The sequence below is a fragment of the Parabacteroides sp. TM07-1AC genome (genome assembly GCF_003480915.1).
GTDB classification, from domain to species: Bacteria; Bacteroidota; Bacteroidia; order Bacteroidales; family Tannerellaceae; genus Parabacteroides; species Parabacteroides chongii.
Window position 1 is genome coordinate 158,644 of sequence record NZ_QUKD01000002.1, and the last position, 19,193, is coordinate 177,836.

11 protein-coding genes are annotated in these 19,193 nt (G+C 49.7%); 6 read left to right on the forward strand and 5 right to left on the reverse strand.

All coding sequences use genetic code 11. The annotated features are described in order from the left end of the window. Nucleotides 1-115: 115 nt before the first annotated feature. The 3 genes from secA (at nt 116) to ald (ending at nt 5,932) form a co-directional block, all read left to right on the forward strand. A complete protein-coding gene (gene secA, locus DXD68_RS05395; RefSeq protein WP_122360647.1) occupies nt 116-3,502 on the forward strand; it encodes a preprotein translocase subunit SecA in 3,387 nt (1,128 codons plus the stop codon). An 86-nt stretch (nt 3,503-3,588) separates the two neighbouring features. After that, complete coding sequence (locus DXD68_RS05400; RefSeq protein ID WP_122360648.1) at nt 3,589-4,749, forward strand: glycerate kinase; 1,161 nt, start codon at nt 3,589-3,591, stop codon at nt 4,747-4,749. Between the two features lie 76 nt (nt 4,750-4,825). Further along, the gene (gene ald, locus DXD68_RS05405) at nt 4,826-5,932 is read left to right on the forward strand and encodes an alanine dehydrogenase (protein WP_122360649.1); all 1,107 of its coding nucleotides are present in this window, start codon (nt 4,826-4,828) and stop codon (nt 5,930-5,932) included. On the opposite strand, the gene DXD68_RS24690 is transcribed toward ald, so the two are convergent. Continuing rightward, on the reverse strand, nt 5,914-8,109 hold the full coding sequence (locus DXD68_RS24690; protein WP_147382977.1) for a tetratricopeptide repeat protein: 2,196 nt from the start codon (nt 8,107-8,109) through the stop codon (nt 5,914-5,916). The genes ald and DXD68_RS24690 overlap by 19 nt on opposite strands. A 264-nt stretch (nt 8,110-8,373) precedes the next feature. On the opposite strand from DXD68_RS24690, the gene DXD68_RS05415 reads away from it, so the two are divergent. From DXD68_RS05415 to DXD68_RS05425, 3 genes are all read left to right on the forward strand, one after another. Next, entirely contained in the window at nt 8,374-9,150 is a 777-nt protein-coding gene (locus DXD68_RS05415) for a DUF4469 domain-containing protein (RefSeq protein WP_122360651.1), read from the forward strand. 464 nt (nt 9,151-9,614) lie between these two features. Further along, entirely contained in the window at nt 9,615-14,021 is a 4,407-nt protein-coding gene (locus tag DXD68_RS05420) for a GLUG motif-containing protein (protein ID WP_122360652.1), read from the forward strand. Between the two features lie 242 nt (nt 14,022-14,263). Beyond that, entirely contained in the window at nt 14,264-14,983 is a 720-nt protein-coding gene (locus DXD68_RS05425; RefSeq protein ID WP_122360653.1) for a hypothetical protein, read from the forward strand. A gap of 184 nt (nt 14,984-15,167) precedes the next feature. Here DXD68_RS05425 and rseP read toward each other — a convergent pair whose 3' ends face one another. The 4 genes from rseP to rimM form a co-directional block, all read right to left on the reverse strand. Next, nucleotides 15,168-16,499 carry an RIP metalloprotease RseP gene (gene rseP / locus DXD68_RS05430; protein WP_122360654.1) on the reverse strand — a complete coding sequence of 444 codons (1,332 nt, stop codon included), beginning with the start codon at nt 16,497-16,499 and terminating at the stop codon, nt 15,168-15,170. A 56-nt stretch (nt 16,500-16,555) separates the two neighbouring features. Further along, a complete protein-coding gene (locus DXD68_RS05435; RefSeq protein WP_122360655.1) occupies nt 16,556-17,722 on the reverse strand; it encodes a 1-deoxy-D-xylulose-5-phosphate reductoisomerase in 1,167 nt (388 codons plus the stop codon). Between the two features lie 4 nt (nt 17,723-17,726). Next, entirely contained in the window at nt 17,727-18,599 is an 873-nt protein-coding gene (locus DXD68_RS05440; RefSeq protein ID WP_122360656.1) for a M23 family metallopeptidase, read from the reverse strand. Nucleotides 18,600-18,670: 71 nt separating this feature from the next. Then, the gene (rimM, locus tag DXD68_RS05445; protein WP_122360657.1) at nt 18,671-19,192 is read right to left on the reverse strand and encodes a ribosome maturation factor RimM; all 522 of its coding nucleotides are present in this window, start codon (nt 19,190-19,192) and stop codon (nt 18,671-18,673) included. Between the last annotated feature and the right edge of the window lies 1 nt (nt 19,193).

Consider the following 19,193-nt stretch of genomic DNA (forward strand, 5'->3'; position numbering starts at 1 on the left):
TTGACAGGTTTTTATTTTGGCACGAAGTTTGATAGAAGTATATCATTCCGGTGATCAATTAAATTCGATCGTCAACAAATAATCACTTTACGAAATAAATAAATTAATATATATCATGGGATTTAATGAAATTATGACGAAGCTGTTCGGCAACAAGTCGCAGCGAGACCTGAAAGAGATTACTCCATACGTGGATAAGATCAAGGCCGTATATCCGTCAATCCAAAAGCTCTCGAATGATGAACTGAGAGCAAAAACAGATGAAATCAAACAACGTATTCAGGATTATGTAGCTGCTGAACGGGCGCAGGTAGAAGAGCTTCGTAAAGGCATCGACGATAAAGAGCTGGAAGAACGTGAAGCCATCTGGGCAGAAGTAGATAAAATAGAAAAGGCGATCACCGACAAAATGGAGGTGGTCCTGGAAGAGTCTCTTCCGGAAGCATTCTCTATTATGAAAGAGACAGCCCGCCGCTTCACTGAAAACGAAGAAGTTGTAGTGACAGCTAATGACTTCGACCGTAATCTGGCAACCAAATATGATTTCGTTCGTATCGAAGACGATAAAGCCATCTTCCTGAATCACTGGAAAGCCGGTGGTAATGAAATTACCTGGGATATGGTACATTACGACGTTCAGTTGTTCGGTGGTGTCGTTCTGCATAAAGGTAAGATCGCCGAAATGGCAACCGGTGAAGGTAAAACTTTGGTCGCTACCCTGCCGGTATTCCTGAACGCCCTGACACGTAACGGTGTACATGTTGTTACCGTGAACGACTACCTGTCAAAACGTGACTCGGAATGGATGGGACCGCTTTATATGTTCCACGGACTTTCCGTAGACTGTATCGACAAACACCAGCCGAACTCGGATGCCCGCCGCGCTGCTTATAACGCCGACATCACATTCGGTACAAACAACGAATTTGGTTTCGACTACCTGCGTGACAATATGGCGATCAGCCCGAGCGACCTGGTACAGCGCAAACACAATTATGCCATCGTCGATGAGGTCGACTCCGTATTGATCGATGATGCCCGTACGCCGTTGATCATCTCCGGTCCGATCCCCCGTGGTGAAGAACAGTTGTTCGAACAGTTCCGTCCGAACGTGGAAGTGGTGGTTAACGCACAGAAAGACCTGTGCTCTAAATTGCTGATCGAAGCCAAGAAAAAGATGGCCAGCAGCGATCCGAAAGAAGTAGAAGAAGGTTCAATCCAATTATATCGTTCATTCAAAGGATATCCGCGTAACAAAGCGCTGATCAAATTCCTGAGTGAGCAGGGAGTAAAAGCTCAGATGTTGAAGACAGAAGAATACTTCATGTCTGAAAACATGCGTCACATGCACGAAGCAACCGATGAACTGTACTTCGTGATCGACGAAAAGAACAACAGCGTAGAGCTGTCGGATAAAGGTATCGACCTGTTGACCGGCCGTTCTGACGACCCTACATTCTTCGTTCTGCCGGATATCACTTCCGAGCTGTCACAGCTGGAAAACTTCAAGGGCTCAGAAGAAGAAAAGCAGGCAAAGAAAGACGAGATCCTTGCCAACTACTCTGTAAAAAGCGAACGCGTACATACTATCAACCAGTTGCTGAAAGCCTACACATTGTTTGAAAAAGACGATGAATACGTAGTGATGGACAACAAGGTGATGATCGTCGACGAACAGACCGGACGTATCATGGACGGCCGTCGTTACTCAGACGGTCTGCACCAAGCTATCGAAGCCAAGGAAGGTGTAAAGGTGGAAGCTGCCACACAGACATTCGCAACTATCACTCTCCAGAACTATTTCCGTATGTATCACAAGCTGTCGGGTATGACCGGTACAGCCGAAACGGAAGCAGGCGAGTTTTGGGACATCTATAAACTGGATGTAGTGGTGATCCCGACAAACCGTCCGATCGCCCGTAACGATATGAACGACCGTATCTACAAGACCAAGCGTGAAAAATACGCTGCTGTTATCGAAGAAATCAGCGCTTTGGTCGAAGCCGGACGTCCGGTACTGGTCGGTACGACTTCAGTCGAAATCTCCGAATTATTGAGCCGTATGCTTACCCTGCGTAAGATCAAACATAACGTATTGAATGCGAAGTTACACCAAAAAGAAGCTGAGATCGTAGCATTGGCAGGTCAAAGCGGAACAGTGACTATCGCCACCAACATGGCGGGTCGTGGTACCGACATCAAGCTATCGGCTGAAGTTAAAGCTGCAGGCGGTTTGGCTATCATCGGTACGGAACGCCACGAGAGCCGTCGTGTAGACCGCCAGTTACGTGGTCGTGCAGGACGTCAGGGTGACCCGGGTTCTTCTGTATTCTATGTATCACTGGAAGATAACCTGATGCGTCTGTTCGCCTCCGACAAGATTGCCGGGCTGATGGACAAACTGGGCTTCAAGGAAGGTGAAGTATTGGAACACAATATGCTGAGCAAATCAGTAGAACGTGCACAGAAGAAGGTGGAAGAAAACAACTTCGGTATCCGTAAACGTTTGCTGGAATATGACGACGTGATGAACTCACAACGTAACGTGATCTACACCCGTCGCCGTCACGCCCTGATGGGAGAACGTATCGGTCTGGATGTATTGAACACAATCTACGATACATCTATCGCTATTGCCGATCAACACTCTGACGGATTCGATTATGAAGGCTTCAAACTGGAACTGTTCAAGACGTTCGCTATGGAAAGTCCGTTCACAGAAGAAGAATTCAAGAACATGAAAGCAGCTCAACTGGGCGACAGACTGTTTGAGGAAGCATTGCAGTTGTTCAAACGCCGTATGGAACGCATGACTCAGGTAGCCAACCCGGTTATCAAACAGGTTTACGAACACCAGGGGGCTATGTACGAAAATATCATGATCCCTATCACGGACGGTAAACGTATGTATAACGTTTCATGTAATCTGAAAGAAGCATACGAAACAGAATGTAAAGCGATCACGAAAGCATTCCAGAAATCCATCGTACTGCATACGATCGACGAAGCATGGAAAGAACACCTGCGCGAAATGGACGAACTGCGTCATTCCGTTCAGAATGCAAGTTACGAAAACAAAGATCCATTGTTGATCTACAAGCTGGAATCATACAATCTGTTCAAATCGATGGTCGACACCATGAACCGTAAGACTGCTGCCGTATTGATGCGCGGACAGATTCCGGTACGCGAAGAACCGACCGAAGAAGAAAAGCAGGCTATGGCAGAACGCCAGGCAGCAGCACAGCAGGCTGCTCAACAAGCTGCCGCTGCAGAACGCCGTCGTATCGAAGTAAGACAGGCTGGTCCGGAAGAACGCCAGGACATGAGCCGTTACCGTACGGAGAAAACCGATATCAGCGGAAACAATGATCCGGAAGAACGTGCTCCGCAGCAACCGCGCCAGGAACCGATTCGCGCCGAAAAACGCGTAGGCCGTAACGATCTTTGTCCTTGCGGAAGCGGCAAGAAATACAAGAACTGTCACGGACAAGGTTTATAAAACCAGACAAGGTAACAGATAGAAAGGGTAGCTTACTGGTTAAGCTGCCCTTTTTTGTATCTTTACCCCATCCAAACAGATAGAAAATGAAAATAGTTATCGCCGTCGATTCTTTTAAAGGATGCCTCTCCTCCTCTTCCATCGCAAAGGCAGTGGAAGAAGGGATATTCAATACGTTGCCCGAATGTGAAGTGATCAAAGTTCCTATAGCCGATGGCGGTGAAGGGACCGTGGAAGCACTGGTAGATGCGACACAGGGGAAAAAAATAACCCTGCCGGTGCACAACCCTTTAATGCAACCCATTCATACCGGTTACGGTATGACGGGAGACGGACGAACGGCCATCATTGAAATGTCGGCTGCCAGCGGACTGAATCTGATTCCCTTGAAACCGGGAAATATCATGAATACGACGACTTATGGAACGGGAGAAATGATAGCCGATGCCATAAAGAGGGGCTGTCGCAACTTCATTATCGGTGTAGGCGGCAGTGCCACAAATGACGCAGGAACAGGGATGATGCAGGCTTTAGGTGTTCGCTTTACAGACGATACGGGAAAAGAAGTGGAAAAAGGAGGAAAAAGTCTTTCTGCCATCCGCCATATCGACACACAAAATCAACTGCCGGAATTACAGGATTGTACATTTCATATAGCAACCGACGTAACCAATCCTTTTTATGGTCCGCAGGGAGCAGCCTGCATATTCGGTCCGCAAAAAGGCGGAGATGAAGAACAAATCAAGATACTTGACAGAGGGATGAAGCATCTTGCCGGACTTATCTTCGAAACAACAGGGAAAGATATTAGTTATCTCCCCGGATCAGGAGCCGGCGGCGGCATGGGAGGCGGATGCGTTGCATTTCTGCAAGCCACTATATCTTCCGGTATCGAGCTTATCATGGACTATCTTCGTTTCGACGAACTTATACAGGGAGCCGATCTCCTGATTACCGGCGAAGGGAGAATGGACCGGCAGACCTTATTCGGGAAAGTGCCGGTCGGTATTGCCCGCGCTGCAGCTTCACGGCATATTCCTGTCATTGCTATCACCGGACAAGTGGATACTACAGCAGACAAGGCATTGCGGGAAGCAGGTCTGTCTGCTATATTCCCTATACACCCTGCTCCTATTTCCCTGGAAAAGGCAATGCAGCCCGACTACGCCTACCGTAATATCCGCCGAACAGTAGAACAAATCTGTTATATGCTACATCTTTGCCACTATCCTTTTGTCAATAAGTAATAAAAAGCATTCATTTACAGCATAATGTCAGATTTATATGTATATTGCAGCATAATAACTATTAAAGACTAACATTATGATCATCGGAATTCCCAAAGAAATCAAAAACAATGAGAACCGTGTAGCGCTTACGCCTGCCGGAGCTAAAGAATTGGTGAAGAGAGGACACACCGTGTATGTACAACATACAGCCGGTGAAAACAGCGGTTTTCCTGATTCAGCCTATGTAGAAGCCGGAGCACAGATTCTCCCGTCGATAAGCGACGTTTACCAGATTGCTGAAATGATCGTTAAAGTAAAAGAGCCGATTGCCGCTGAATACTCATTGGTACGAAAGGGGCAACTGGTCTTTACCTACTTCCATTTTGCCTCAGATGAAAAACTGACACTTGCCATGATGGACAGCGGCTCCATCTGCCTGGCTTATGAGACAGTGGAAAATCCGGACGGCACACTTCCGCTCCTGATCCCCATGAGTGAAGTAGCCGGACGCATGTCTATACAGGAAGGTGCCCGTTTCCTGGAGAAGCCCCAAGGTGGAAAAGGTATCCTCCTGGGGGGCGTACCGGGTGTAAAACCTGCCCGTGTATTGGTTTTAGGAGGCGGTATAGTCGGACACAGTGCAGCATTGATGGCAGCCGGTCTCGGTGCTGACGTGACAATAGCCGATATTTCACTTCCTCGCCTGCGTTACCTGGAGCAGATCATGCCTGCCAACGTAAAAACACTTTATTCTTCAACCCATAACATCGAGGCAGAGCTTCCATACACCGATCTTGTGATCGGTGCCGTTCTGATCCCCGGTGCCAAAGCACCTCATCTGATAACAAAGGATATGTTGCAACGAATGAAGCCGGGCAGTGTCCTGGTAGACGTTGCCATCGACCAGGGAGGTTGCTTCGAGACTTCGCATCCGACAACACATGCCGACCCGGTCTATACCGTCGACGGCATCGTTCACTATTGCGTAGCCAATATCCCGGGTGCCGTTCCTCAAACCTCCACATTGGCGCTAACCAACGCTACGCTGCCTTATGTACTGGAACTGACTGATAAAGGATGGAAAGAGGCATGCCAGGAAGACAAAAGCCTTTATCCCGGACTGAATATCATAGAAGGGAAAATCGTCTATCCGGCAGTAGCCGAAGCCTTCGGGTTGCCCTGCTATCCGGCAGTACTATGACCCTGGGCATCGCTTTTCTTTTCCCCTATCCCTCTTAAGAACTCTTCCAGCACCACCCCCGTATCCACCAGCCCCAACCGGCGGCGCATACGGGTGCGGGCTTTGTTTACACTGCCTTTGGTGACACTCAGCGCAAGGGCGATGTCGTCGTTGCACAGACCCAGGCGCAGCAACATCGCGATCAGTTCGTCGGTACGCGTCAGATCGGGACAACGCTGATGCAGGTCTGCCAGATAATTGGGATAGACCGCCATGAACGAACGGCGGAACTTCACCAGCTCCTCCGACTTCAACACCTTGCTTCCCAAGCTCTCACGCAACCTACCCTCCTTACTGCGCAACTCGGCAGCCAAAGAAAGCCGTTCGTCGGCGACGTCTAGCAGATCCCCGGCGATGTCCGGCAGCCCGGCTTCTTCCTCACGCCCCCCGGTCGCCGGCAGCAGGGTGGTCGCTTCCTGCTGGTCGGTTGCCGGCTGCCGGTCGGCCGGTTCCTGCCACCCGGTTGTATCCTCCCGTTCCCGCAAATCCTCCGCCAACCGCTCGTTACGCTCCTTCAAAACCCGCTGCTCGTCAAGCAAGCTGTTGATACGCAACAGATGCATATTCCCCTTCATCCGGTAATACCTCCGCGAAAGCAGGATATAAACCACCGCGCCCCCCGCAAGCAACGCCAGCAGCCCGATGATCGCCCGGGCCATCAGCCTGCCGTTCGCCAACACCTGTTCCTGCAGCTCCACCTCCGCCGCCAGCGCCCGGTTCTCCTGCTCCTTTCGCCCCGCCTCGTAACGGATATTCGCCCCGATAGCCGCCAGCCGGCTGCGTTCCGCCCACAAGCTGTCGCGCAAGGCGGCATACGCCGGATAAAAAGAGGCGAGCCGCCCCTCCATCCCCCTGCCGATATAGCCACGAACAAGCTGTTCGGCTAAGCGAACAGCTTCCGCAGGTCGACCTGCGGCCCTGAAATCGCGGTACGACCGCTCCAGGCAAGCCACCCCCTCAGCCGCCCGTCCCGGTGTCTGCAACAACGCCCGACCGTAGAGCGCCAGCACCTCCGGCTTCCATTCCGGCTCCATCCGCACCGTATCCGCCAGCAACAGCCGGCATTCCTCCAGGCAGCGCCCCGCCGAATCGGGGTGCAACGCCATATAATACGCCATCCGATCGGCCCGCAAGCCGGGAAGCAACGTCGCATCGCCATCGGCAGGCAACACCCGTTGCGCTTCCGCCACCCACCGCAAGGCCGAGTCGGCACGCCCCGCCTCCAGGAAACAAGCCGCCCGCCGGCGGTACACCTCGTCGAGCAGCCAGCCGTCCTTCCGCACCGATTCTGCGGCAGCCAGCCGGTTCGCCTCCAGCGCCTTGTCGTAAAGCCCCAGGGTCGCGTAAAGATCCGTCAGGTCGTTGTACGCATTCAGCAGGCAGTCGCCCGGCGTATCCGGGCGGGCGGTCATCCGGTCGACCGCCTCCTGTATCAGTTCCGATGCCCGTTCGAAATCGCCGTTCTTCCCATACAGCCGGCCCATCTGCGAGAGCACCTCCCAGTCGCCGTTGCCGCCCCGCCCCTGCCGGAAAATATCGACGGCGTGTTGCTGGAGGGCGATGGCGCGGGCCGTACTCAAGTCGCAATACTCGATCGCCCATGCCATCGAATGCCATGCCCGTATGTCGCGCCGCGGGTCACTCGTATAAGGCAGCCGTTCGAACAGCCGCCCCAGACTGTCCACCCGGTCGATCCGCCCCTCTTCGACGTAAAACTTAGCCGTGACCGCCATCAGCTCCGGCTGCAGCGTGCGGGCATAAAACGGGTTCGCCGACGCCGCCAGGCTGTCGGTCAACCGCGAACCGCCCTCCAGCTTGTCCTGGAGCATCCGCGCATTATAATAGAATGTAGCCACCCACCCCGCAATATAAGCCAGCGAATCCGGATCGCCCGGCACAGGGTCGGGCATGGCACGCAGGATGCGGGCATAGACGTTTTCGAGCGAATCGTATTGCTTCCGTTCCGCCAGCGGGACGTAAAGCCCGGTGTAATACCACATGCAGGAGTCGGGATCCGACTGCATCCATTCTTCGACGGACAACTGCCGGTCAGCCGTCTGCCGCCCGCACCCTCCGGCAACCGGCAGACAGGCAAGGAGTAAAAGAAAAGCGGCAAGCCGCATCGATAGATTTGTCATACCATACATCTCATTGGTTCGCGCAAATATAAAGCTTTCCGCAAAGATAACCCGTGTTATTCCGTGCAAACGATCGCCGGCAAGTGCACAAACAGCATTAAACACAGGGTTTCCCTGCATTTGTCCCACGAATTGTCCCACGCCCTTTCGCGGCTGTTCCCCCGTTTAATGATACATTTGCCACGGTTCCGCTGAGAGCCGCAGCCTGTCCCGCAGGCCACCTCTCACCCCGGCTGACAGTATTAACATTAAACTATAAGTATCATGGGACAAATCAATGCAATCGCCCACCTGAACGAATTGACGAAAGAGGTAACGAACGACTATTACGTAACCCCACAGGTTAGCGGCGTGTACGACACCGACGGCGTCATCGAACGCATGAAGAAGAAAGAGATCGCCACCAAGAACGTCGACGGCAAGGCTTTCTTGAACAACTTCTTCGCCGAATGCTCCGAAATCTCCGCCGAAGGCGGCAACATCACCACCCCCTTCTTCCATTCCTCCCTCGGTATCCAGGGAGTCGTTTTCAGTGAAGACCTGGGCCACCCCATCCCTGCCGAACGCCTCAACGTATCGGTCAACCTCACCCCCGGCGAAAGCCCCCGCAAAGCCATCGCCGGCAGCACGGTCTACGTCTTCGAGCAGGCCGGCGCCACAGGCCCCGTCATCCAGACGGTGATGGACCCGACCGAGAAGAAGGCCGACCATCTCAACGCCGGCGCGATGGCGCTCATCCAGGGCATGCGACTGGCGTTGAGAGGCGACGATCCCTCGGTAGGTATCCTCTTCACCTCGGCTGCCGACCCTTCGAAGACGGTCAGTATCGCCCCGGCGAAGGTCTACCCCAACACGCCGAGCAACCTCCAGTTCACCCTGCCTGCCACCGTGACCGACGGCGACTGGCGCATCACGGTGACCACGCAGGGCAGCTCCAGCGGCACGATGGTCAAAACACCCCGCTCCTTCCAGTATCCCAACCCCGTAACGGTAGGAAACAGCGGAGGCGGAGGCGACGACGACCGTCCCGTTATCGAATGAAAGTTCGTGAGGGCGCATCACGCTATGCGGTGACGACACATCACGCGTACGCGTGACGAGGTATCACGCGGTAACGTGATGCACCCTCACGCAGCAACGCTCTTTCTATCCTTTCCAACCTGCCCGTTCCTTCCGGAACCCGCAGTTTTTTTTATTGGGCTTCGTGATCGGAATTAGAAAGATTTGAGTTATATATCCAGTTTGTATTAAGGAACGCAGATGACGCAGACGAGCGCAGATAAACGCAGATAATATATTGTTTTAAAGAAAATAAAAAATCTGCGAGCGTCTGTGTATTCTGCGTCATCTGCGTCCCCTAATACGATCTGAATAGGTTCAATTTTGATAAAAGGTGAATATTCCGGCAACGGACGACATAAAATCGATTAATAACCCACGAGAGGCTGTGTAAACAGACAGAACCCTGTTTTACACAGCCTCTCATAAACAGATAAACAAGCATTATGACAGCAAAACTACTCAAACAAACAATCATTTTCCTCCTCCCCGCCCTCCTCCTCCTCTGCCCGCAGAAAATATGGGCGGATGACGACGAGAAGACCTACTGGAAAGGCCAGCTCGATGGCGTCTCCGTCGGTAGCACGGGCAATGAAACCGATGTCAGCATCACCTCCGACGAAGCCACCGACACCACCTACACCGTCAAAACCGCCAAAGGCCTCGCCTGGATCGCAATGGTGACGAACAGCAGCAAGAAAAAAGGTGACGACGAAGCCGGCGACAACTACCCCTCCGCCGCCGGCTTCAAAGGCTGCACGGTGACGCTGAATAACGACATCGACCTCAAAGAGCATTACTGGACACCGATAGGTAGTTCTTTAGAGGAGAAAAATCCAACTTTCCAAGGAACCTTCGACGGCAACCACAAGATAGTAAAAGGATTGAAGGTGGACGAGACGAAAACGAAGGGTTCTGGGAATTGGAAAAAAGATCATTTCGTCGGTCTGTTCGGGGAGCTGAGAGGCTACATCGACAGCAGCGGCGGCAGCATCCGCAACCTCGGCATTCAAATAGCTGCAGAAGGAGTGAAAGGCTACTCCACAAAGGGAGATAGCCACGTCGGCGGTCTGGCAGGCTACAATCACAGCGGCACAATAGAAAACTGCTTTGTGATAGGAGAAGAAGGTAGAAGCATAACAGCAGATAAGGGTAATAATGAACATCTATCTAATTTTTATTATTGCCATGTTGGTGGTCTTGTAGGTCGTAATGACGGGACCATTACTAACTGTTATACGACTGTAAACGTCTCGGCAAAAGGCGGAGATAATAATCGTGCCGGCGGCATCATCGGATATAATGCTGGCAGTGTCAGCAACGTCTACGCTACCGGAAAGATAGAGGCGACAGGAGGTAAAAGTAACTACTGCGGCGGTATCATCGGAGAGTATAACAGTGGAACTGTTACCAACATCGTTGCCCTGAATAAAGATGGCTTAACTGCTGATACTAAAACTACATACAGCATCGCTCGTATTGCTAATAAAAATATCTATCAGCAGATGCCCACAAACTACTACGCCTCCACCCAAATCCGTCTCAACGGCAAAGTAAAAGGAGCTGGAATTGCAGAATATATAGAGGTTATCGACGGCCCCGACATCGATACCGATTTCGACCTCAGCACGCTTTTCCCGACCGACGCTAACAACGGTGCCTGGACAATCAAAGAAGGAAAGCTCCCCATACTTAAAGGTTTCAATTCAGACAGCAACAACGGGGACAAACCTCAACCCCTTCTCGATAAATCCGCCTATCTCGACGCCCCGCTCGATATTGCCACCACCGCCAGCACCGGTAACGGCACTACCACCGCCTACACCCTCACCTACAGCGAGGGCAGCGATGCCAGCGAAGGCACCCCCACAACGACCAATACTTCGGATACTCCGGCTAACGGTTGGAAATATAAGCAAGGCGAAGGCGAGGCAACCTCTTTTAGCGGTCGCATCAAAGGCACGAACACCGCTGCCACCCTTACCGTCTCCTCTAGCGCCGACTACGAAGCCGTCCTGACTTTCGCCGACAAATTTTCTATCACATCCGGCAGCGACGCCGCCGCCATCACCGTCAGCAAAAGCAGCGCAACCAACTCTATCTCCTTCGTCTCCGAAGGCACAGCAACCGTGAAAGCGAAAGCAGCCACAACAGGCGGCGGCGCAACGAATGGCGTGAATACCTCAAACGCCCTCTCCGTTGCCGCCGGCACCACCTGCTCCTTCGACCCGACAAACCGCTTCCACATCTACGGCGGCATCACCACCAACAGCAACGGCGGCGGCGACGGCACCTCCGGCACTTTGAAAGGCCTGATGCAGTGGCAATGGGACGCTGCCCCCAACTCAGCTATTACCATCTCCTGGGATGGCGGCAGTACCGAATTTACCTCCGCCGACTCCTACACCCGACTCGCCACCAACCCATCCGGCAAAGATGTCACTGTCAAGATAGGCGAAGAAGCACAGCAAGGTAAGAAAAACGGCACTACAAGCGATCCCCTTAGCGTCTTCAATTTCGATGAAGAAAGCGGGAATAACTTTATCTATTACACCGCCATGTCAGGCGACGTCGCAAAAGGTACGCAAGCGAATCCCTATATTATCGATTTCAGTAACTTGGCTAAAAACGAAGATCAGGAGAATAAATACAAGAATATAAGCGGGCTAAGCATCTATCTTACCTCTTCCGATGGTGGCTATTACATATTGAAAAATAAGACTGACAATGCCACTCCTTCTGTCATAATTGAGTCAGTGAATAAAGACGAAGTTACTACTTTCCACCTGAAGTTCCAGAATGTTGACAAGATAGGTCTCCTGCAACCCATGGTGAATAACAAGTGCTACATCGAAAGCAGCATAAACGCCGAACAAATCGTTGCCAATGGCGATATGATATTTGATGCACCGCAAGAAATAAAAAGTAGTTTAGCGAGTGGCTATGCAGGTCTCTCTGTCGGCAAAATCGGTAGCGCCACCGTCAATAGCACGATAAAATTATATATTACCCACCAGTCGGATGATCGAGCTCCTAATGATGTTTGCGGCATCAACCTCGGAAAAGAAGGAGGTAAACTTACAATTAACGAGAATGGTAAAGTATATGCTCACGGAGAACATCACGGACTGGATACACTCGCAAATATATCCAACCAATTAGAAATCAAAGAAGGTGGTCTCCTGCTTCTGGCGTCGACAAAGGAGAATGCCTTCGCTTCGATATCGGATATCTCTCAGCCATCAACGGGTACTCACATACTCCAGTGGGATTTTGCTACTTCTCCGGAAAAATCTATTACCGTAAAGAAAGATGGAAAGGCCGTCTTCTCTTTCTTGAAAGAAGATTTCGATAATTCTCTTGAGAAAGCCAAAAGCTTCGCTGCCTATGTTTCATCTCCCGATGCATACAGCCTTTACGCAGATGAAGATCAGTACAGCGGAATACGGGAAAACACGAACGACGAAGTAAAGGAGTTCACTTATTCGAGTGATAAGTCAAAATCAAATAAATACATTTACGTCGGAGTAGCAATGAAAGAGGATGACAAGAAGGAGGATAAACAGGATAAAATCACCCTTACAAGTCCAAATACCTACCAAACAGGTACTTCCTCCACGGAATCCACCTTCAACAACGTCTTGTCAAATAAAGAGATCACTACACTGGAAATGGGAAAAGACTATGATTCTAAGTTACTCTTGAACAATGTCTCTACTATCACCAATCTGACAGTGAGTGGTACCCCTACCCTCGATATCAATGGCACAACGACCATCGGTAATATCTCTGCCTCAGACAATGGCTGTTTGGCTTTCGAAATCCGGAAAAACGGCAGTCTGACTATCGAGAATACAAGTCTCAATGCCATTGGCACGATCACGAACAACGGTACCTTCATCGATAAAACAGGCAGTATACCCTCCGTCCAAATTCTGTGGAGCGCAATGCTTCCAAACGAAAACAGTAATAAGTATGTTTCCCTCAGCGTAGCGATCGACGGAGAAGAGGAAGTCGCCCCCAACAGCACAACGACGCTGACAGCCACCTCGTCCGTCAACGCCATAGCGACCTCTTCCGTCAATGCTATAGTTACCAGATCGCTTCCCGGCTATACAGAAAATAGTAGTACTTATAAATGGGAGAAAAAGAATGAAGAAGGAACCTGGGTGGATATACAGGGTGCAACCAGTCAAACATACAATGCTGGTCTCGGCGAATACCGTTGCCAAGTCACTGAAACGGTAAAAGTGGGTTCTGACGCACGCACCGTCACCACCGCCCTCTACACCAATTCCCAGAAAGTCACAGAGAAAGCCAGCTCCGGTGACGACGACGATGGCGACGATCCCGACCCTGTTCCCCCGACGCCGGTCTACTACACCGTCACCATTCCGGCTGTGGAAGGCGCAACGACCGACCCGGCGGCAGGCTCCTACGAGGTCGAATCGTGGGATAGCTTCCGCTTCTACCTCACCCTCGACGCCGCCTACGACCGGTCGACGCCCGTCGTCACCACCGACCGTGGCGAGACGATCGAGCCCCGCACGAGCGACAGTGCCTATATCGTGAAGTACGTCCGCAGCGACCTCGCCATCCTCATCGACGGCATCGTCCCCAACACCGCCGTCGCCAACGAAGCGATAACCGCCTCCGATGCCCCCGCCGTCTGCCGTCTCGGCAACCGCCTCTGCATCACGACGCCCTCGCCCGCCGACGTCCGCATATACAACTTCAGCGGCACGCTATTGTCAGCGCACCGCCTTACCACCGGCGGCAAGCATCTGATCGACGCCCCCGAAGGCGCCTGCATCGTCATCGTAGCCGACAAGAGCTTTAAAATAGGTCGATAGCCGGCCTTTTTAATTGCCCAACTAACTTATACAGTATATAAAACTCTTGACGGGCATCCGTTACTAGTGCTACCAAACCTTTTTCGGATGCCCATATAAGTCAAAGAGTACAAAGGGGTGAAGTCGTGATGACTTCGCCCCTTTCCTTTATAATACAAAAAAAATGTAAAATCACTTTGATACTTTTAGGGAGCTTACTACCTTAGCGCAACTAATAATAAAAATTAAATCGTTTAACAACCATGAAGAAAATTGTTTTGTTACTGGCTTTCTGCCTGAGTATTGGAAATGTATTTGCACAAGACGCTGATAAACTGCGTGATGAAGGTGATGCAGCATTAAAAGCTAAAAACTATGCGGAAGCATTTACGAAGTATGACGGGTTCCTGAAACAAACTAACAACGAAGATGCTGACCGTGTTTTTAATTGTGCATTCGCTGCTTTTCAAGCCAAGAAATATGAAGATGCAGTAAAATATTATGATTTAGCTATTCAAAAGAACAAAAACATCGACGATGCCTATACAGGAAAAGCAATGTCATTGCGTAACCTGAATAAAGCTGCCGAATTTACTGCAACAGTTGAAGCTGGTCTGAAAGCCAAACCGGGTGATGCAGACCTGGAAAAATTGCTTTATGTATATTGTATAAAACAAGGACAAGCTGCCCAAAAAGGAGGAAAAGTGGCTGAAGCAGAAGAACTGTATAAAGACGTCCTGATTGTAAGCAACCCGAAATATAAAGGAAATGCCCTTTACAGTTTAGGAGCTATGTTCTATAATGAAGGTGCAAAAATTCTGGCTGCTGCTACTGATCCTGCAAAATATGAAGCTGAAAAAGATAAGGCAGACGTTCAGATGAAGAAAGCAAAAGAATACCTGGAACAGGCGCTGGCTATCAATGCAGCAGACGCTAACTCAAAGAAAATCCTGGATTCTATCAACGAAACGTTGGCTAAATAAACGCACTAATAGCATTAAAATAGTTATTTACTTTTCAAAGGAGTATGTCGTTTTGGCATACTCCTTTTGAGTTTTACACCCCTCACAGCACTATAGTCTCAGCCCCCCTAAACTACTATGTCACTACTATCAGCACAGTAGTGCTAAAGGTAGTGACATAGTAGTGCTATTTGTTTACAAAAAGTCAGGACTTGAAGAAGAAACGGAATATGTCATTCCCGTTTGCATAGATCAGTAAAGCGAACAACAGGAACATACCGGTTATCTGTGCATATTCCAGGAATTTATCGCTCGGCTTGCGACGGGCAACCACTTCATAGAGCAGGAACATCACATGTCCGCCATCCAAAGCCGGAATAGGCAATATATTCATAAAGGCCAGGATGATCGACAAAAACGCCGTCTGCATCCAGAAGACCTGCCAGTTCCAGACTGTCGGGAAGATACTTCCGATCGTACCGAAACCTCCCAGGCTCGATGCCCCTTCTTTCGTAAAGACGTACTTCATATCATTGATATACCCTTTTAAGGTATTTACCCCCAGCATAGCACCGGCAGGGAATGATTCGAAAAATCCATATGTGCGGGTCACTGTCGGATATATATCGGATGATCTCATCAGATAAGCTCCCATCTTTCCGGCTGTATCCAACTGAAGAACGACAGATTGTTCCTTATTATCACGATAAAAGTTCAGCGTTATATTCTGTCCTTTATTCTGATCGAATAATTCAGCGACATCCTCCAGCAAGGGAGTTGACTGCCCATTCACAGCAACAATACTATCACCTGCCTGCAAACCGGCAACCGCAGCCGGTGATGTTTTTGACAACAGACTCCTTACGACCATCGGTATACGTTCCGGACTGGCAAAGCCTTTGCCTTCACGCATAAAACGCTGCATCATATCTTCCGGAATAGGAATGACCGTTTCTACACCGTCACGCAATACCGTCACATTATTTGCTTCCACTACTTTACGGAAACTTGCCTGATCCAAACGATCCAGCTCTTCGTTATTCGCTTTCAATAGAATATCGCCGTCCTGAAAACCTATTTCCTGGAAAGCTTCACTATAGTACATGCCATACTGCATATTCTTCAGAGGCAGATAAGTTTCGCCCCAGGTGTAAAGTACCATCGAATAGATAAACAAAGCCAGCAGGAAGTTGAATAAAACCCCTGCAATCATGATCATCAAACGCTGTCCGGCAGGTTTGGAACGAAATTCATACGGTTTGGCAGGCTGCGACATCGCTTCCTTGTCCATACTTTCATCGATCATACCCGATATCTTGCAATAACCGCCCAAAGGCAACCAGCCGATACCATATTCTGTTTCACTGTTCTTCGGCTTGAATTTAAACAACGAGAACCAAGGATCAAAGAAAAGATAAAATTTCTCCACCCGGACCTTGAAAATACGGGCAAAGATAAAATGTCCGAACTCATGTACGAGGACCAATATCGATAAGCTCAGGATGAGCTGTAGCGCCCTAATTAAAAATGTCTCCATCTATTTATTTGTCTGTATTAATTTATTTCATTTTTACTCATATAATCTTTCCCGGTTTACGATCCGGCTATCGTTTTCATAACCTCTGCCGCCACCCGGCGTGCTTCGGTATCTGTTGCCACATAATCCTCATAAGCTGGTGTAGCTATGAAAGATGCCTTTTCCATTGTCTTTTCAATCACATCGCTCATTTGCAGGAACCCGATCTCATCCCGCAGAAATGCCGCGACCACGATCTCGTTGGCTGCATTCAAAATACACGGCATATTTCCCCCCGTACGGATCGCTTCGAAGGCGAATGCCAGGTTACGGAAACGCTTCATGTCGGGTTCTTCGAATGTCAGCGTGGAATATTGGTTAAAATCCAACCGGGGTGCTTTACTTGTCAAGCGCTTCGGATAGGAGAACGCGTAACTGATCGGTAACTTCATATCCGGAATGCCCAACTGGGCTATCACAGCACCGTCTTCAAACTGTACCATAGAATGAATGACCGACTGCGGATGTACCACGATCCGGATCTGTTCGGGTGTCACGCCAAACAACCATTTGGCTTCAATCATTTCAAAGCCTTTATTCATCATGGAAGCCGAATCGATCGTGATCTTTGCTCCCATACTCCAGTTCGGATGTTTCAATGCCTGGTCTTTGGTTACTAAGGCCAGTTCTTCCATCGTTTTCGTACGGAACGGACCGCCGGATGCAGTAAGCAAAATCTTCTCCACCTGATTCTCCCATTCTCCCGCTAAACACTGGAAAATGGCAGAATGTTCAGAATCGACCGGCAAGACCGGTATTTTATGCTCTGTAGCCAGCGAAGTGATCAACTCACCCGCCACGACCAACGTTTCTTTATTTGCCAATGCAATTGCCTTTCCTGCCTTAATGGCGGCAATTGTCGGTTTCAGTCCGGAATATCCGACCATGGCAGTCAATACCATATCGATCGGTTCCGACTGTACCACCTGTGCAATTGCATCCGAACCCGCCCATACCTTGATCGGCAGATCTTCCAAAGCCTCTTTCAGCTCGGGATATTTCTGTTCGTTGGCAATTACAACCACTTCGGGCATATATTTACGTGCCTGATTAATCAGTAAATCTACCTGGTTGTTGGCGGTCAAAGCATACACTTCGAACAAGTCGGCATGCTCGCTGACCACTTCCAGGGCCTGTGTCCCTATCGAACCGGTAGAACCTAATATGGCTAAAGTCCTTTTCATCGATTTAAAAAGCTATATATTCTTCAGGATTGACCGGAATACCTTTATACCACAACTCGAAATGGAGATGCGGGCCGGTAGACAGTTTCCCCGTGTTTCCCACCAAAGCGATCGCTTCGCCGGCCACCACGTGGTCGCCAATCTCTTTCAGCAATAATTCATTATGTTTATAAACGGAAAGGAATCCGTTTTTGTGTTGCAACTGGATCACATTCCCGAAATTGGGATCAAATCCGGTAAATACCACCGTACCGTCCAAGGTCGCCAATACGCTTTCTTTCGGAGCAGCCACGAGGTCTACGCCGAAATGACGGGCATCCGCTTCATAATGTGAAGACACCACACCGTTGACAGGCTTGTAGAAAAAGATGCCGTCGGTAGGAACCGGATTCGGATTCAGCACCGTCAGGTTATATTTTTCTTCTTCCTCAAAACTCTTGACAAACTTTTCTTCCGATTTGCTGCGGGGGATTTCGTAGTTTGCATCCACATGCGCCAGGGAATCGATCTGACGGATAGAATCCAGCTCGATCGTACCGGACAGGATACCGGCTACATTCTCCAGATAAAGCGACTGGATAGACATCATCCGCTCCAGCGAATCAGCACGCAGTGCATTCTGCATAATTTCTTTACGTATTTCTACATCCAGGTAGCCCGGCAAATAGTTTCGTATCGGCGTTTTAATGATGATCAGCGAGGTGATGCCCACCAACATAAAAGCGAACAGGGCAAGCGTAAGAAATGCGGAAAGTTGTGACAAACGGAAAGACCATACTTCTTCCAGCGTCGTTTCATTGAAAAAAGACAGCTTGTATTTGAACCTGATCCGGTGCCAGAATGATTTCTTATTGTTCTTTCGTTGTTTTCGTGCCATGTTTTTATGTTAAAACGCAAAAGTAACAAAAACCGTATCGACACGGGCATTGTTTACTCTAATTAACGTTATTATAAATCAAGCAGACCTTCGGGAACGGAAACCCGGAGTGTTTTGTTTTCATGATCTGCAGAAGTTATCAACTCTTCGGCAGCGGGAAGGAGTATTTCGTTGCCTTTATGGTCGATCTGCAAAAGAACGTTGATTGTCGTTTCATCCACATCAGTGATCTTACCCAGTTCCCCGTGTAGCTCATCGATAACGGTATATCCGATAAAACTGTCCCACGACATATCGCCTACCAGGTCGTCTTCTCCCACATCCTCTAACGGGAAAAAGACTTCACGGTTCGTAAAATCGCGGGCGGCCTTCTCGTCGTTTACATTCTCCAGCTTCACCAACATCACCGTGTCGGTCTTATACCGGTAGTCCTCAATAAAGAACGGAACCAGTATACCATCTATCTCGCAAACGATACAAGGGTCTTCTACATCATCAAACAAGTCGCAGTTCGTCACCAGCGAAATCTCTCCCTTGATCCCGTGAGGTTTGGCAAACTGCCCGATCTTAAAAACTTCTTCTTTTCTTATCATA

What these genes read in the sequence shown, in the direction of transcription:
- secA (WP_122360647.1), top strand. Translation starts at nt 116, where the DNA reads ATGGGATTTAATGAAATTATGACGAAGCTGTTCGGCAACAAGTCGCAG.
- DXD68_RS05400 (WP_122360648.1), top strand. Translation starts at nt 3,589, where the DNA reads ATGAAAATAGTTATCGCCGTCGATTCTTTTAAAGGATGCCTCTCCTCC.
- ald (WP_122360649.1), top strand. Translation starts at nt 4,826, where the DNA reads ATGATCATCGGAATTCCCAAAGAAATCAAAAACAATGAGAACCGTGTA.
- DXD68_RS24690 (WP_147382977.1), bottom strand. Translation starts at nt 8,109, where the DNA reads ATGACAAATCTATCGATGCGGCTTGCCGCTTTTCTTTTACTCCTTGCC.
- DXD68_RS05415 (WP_122360651.1), top strand. Translation starts at nt 8,374, where the DNA reads ATGGGACAAATCAATGCAATCGCCCACCTGAACGAATTGACGAAAGAG.
- DXD68_RS05420 (WP_122360652.1), top strand. Translation starts at nt 9,615, where the DNA reads ATGACAGCAAAACTACTCAAACAAACAATCATTTTCCTCCTCCCCGCC.
- DXD68_RS05425 (WP_122360653.1), top strand. Translation starts at nt 14,264, where the DNA reads ATGAAGAAAATTGTTTTGTTACTGGCTTTCTGCCTGAGTATTGGAAAT.
- rseP (WP_122360654.1), bottom strand. Translation starts at nt 16,499, where the DNA reads ATGGAGACATTTTTAATTAGGGCGCTACAGCTCATCCTGAGCTTATCG.
- DXD68_RS05435 (WP_122360655.1), bottom strand. Translation starts at nt 17,722, where the DNA reads ATGAAAAGGACTTTAGCCATATTAGGTTCTACCGGTTCGATAGGGACA.
- DXD68_RS05440 (WP_122360656.1), bottom strand. Translation starts at nt 18,599, where the DNA reads ATGGCACGAAAACAACGAAAGAACAATAAGAAATCATTCTGGCACCGG.
- rimM (WP_122360657.1), bottom strand. Translation starts at nt 19,192, where the DNA reads ATGATAAGAAAAGAAGAAGTTTTTAAGATCGGGCAGTTTGCCAAACCT.